A 628-nucleotide genomic window follows, 5' to 3' on the forward strand; every position below is an offset into this window, starting at 1 on the left:
AGCACCGCCTCGATCGTCTCGAACCGTTCGAACACCTCGAAGACACCCGTACCGATCCGGCGCAGACGTTGCGGTTGCGCGCAGTCGAACCGGTAGGTCACCCGGATATCGTGATAGCCGGTATCGGCGATCTCGCCGCCCAGATAGGCGCAGCCGGCATCGCGATCGAGCCGCAGAACCACGCCTTCGGCCAAGAGGCTGGACCGGGCCTCGCTGACGAGGCGCGCCTCGTCCGCATCGCGCGGCTCGCGCTGGAAACCGAAGAGATTATAGCCCGGCGTCTCGAACTCGGCCTCGACCCGCCCATCGGCATCGATAGCGACGCCCAGATGGCCGACCCCGTGGACATGGGCCGCGTGTCCCTCATGCCCGTCATGATCCGCGTGATCAGGGTGCGCATCGTGATCGCTATGTGGGGTCTGTGTGGCACCTGTGTCGCCCGTATGTAGCCCTGACGAGGCCAATACGGCGCCGGCAAGCATCAGAATATCCGATCCAACTGCATATCTCCCTGCGAATTCGGCAGACCTGCCGTTGATCACATTTCGATACGTTATTATATAACACAAAGAGCGTTCAAGAGGGCCGCTCATGTCATTTTCGTTACCCGGGAGAAAACGCATGCGCC

Annotated in this window: 1 protein-coding gene; it reads right to left on the minus strand. The window is 61.6% G+C overall.

The features are described from left to right. On the minus strand, positions 1 to 542 hold a 542-nt coding region (locus PKF00_RS44020; protein WP_271223752.1), incomplete at its 3' end, for a ZrgA family zinc uptake protein. Positions 543 to 628 lie beyond the last annotated feature (86 nt).

The organism is Streptosporangium carneum (assembly GCF_027922005.1).
In the GTDB taxonomy this organism is placed as follows: Bacteria; Actinomycetota; Actinomycetes; order Streptosporangiales; family Streptosporangiaceae; genus Streptosporangium; species Streptosporangium carneum.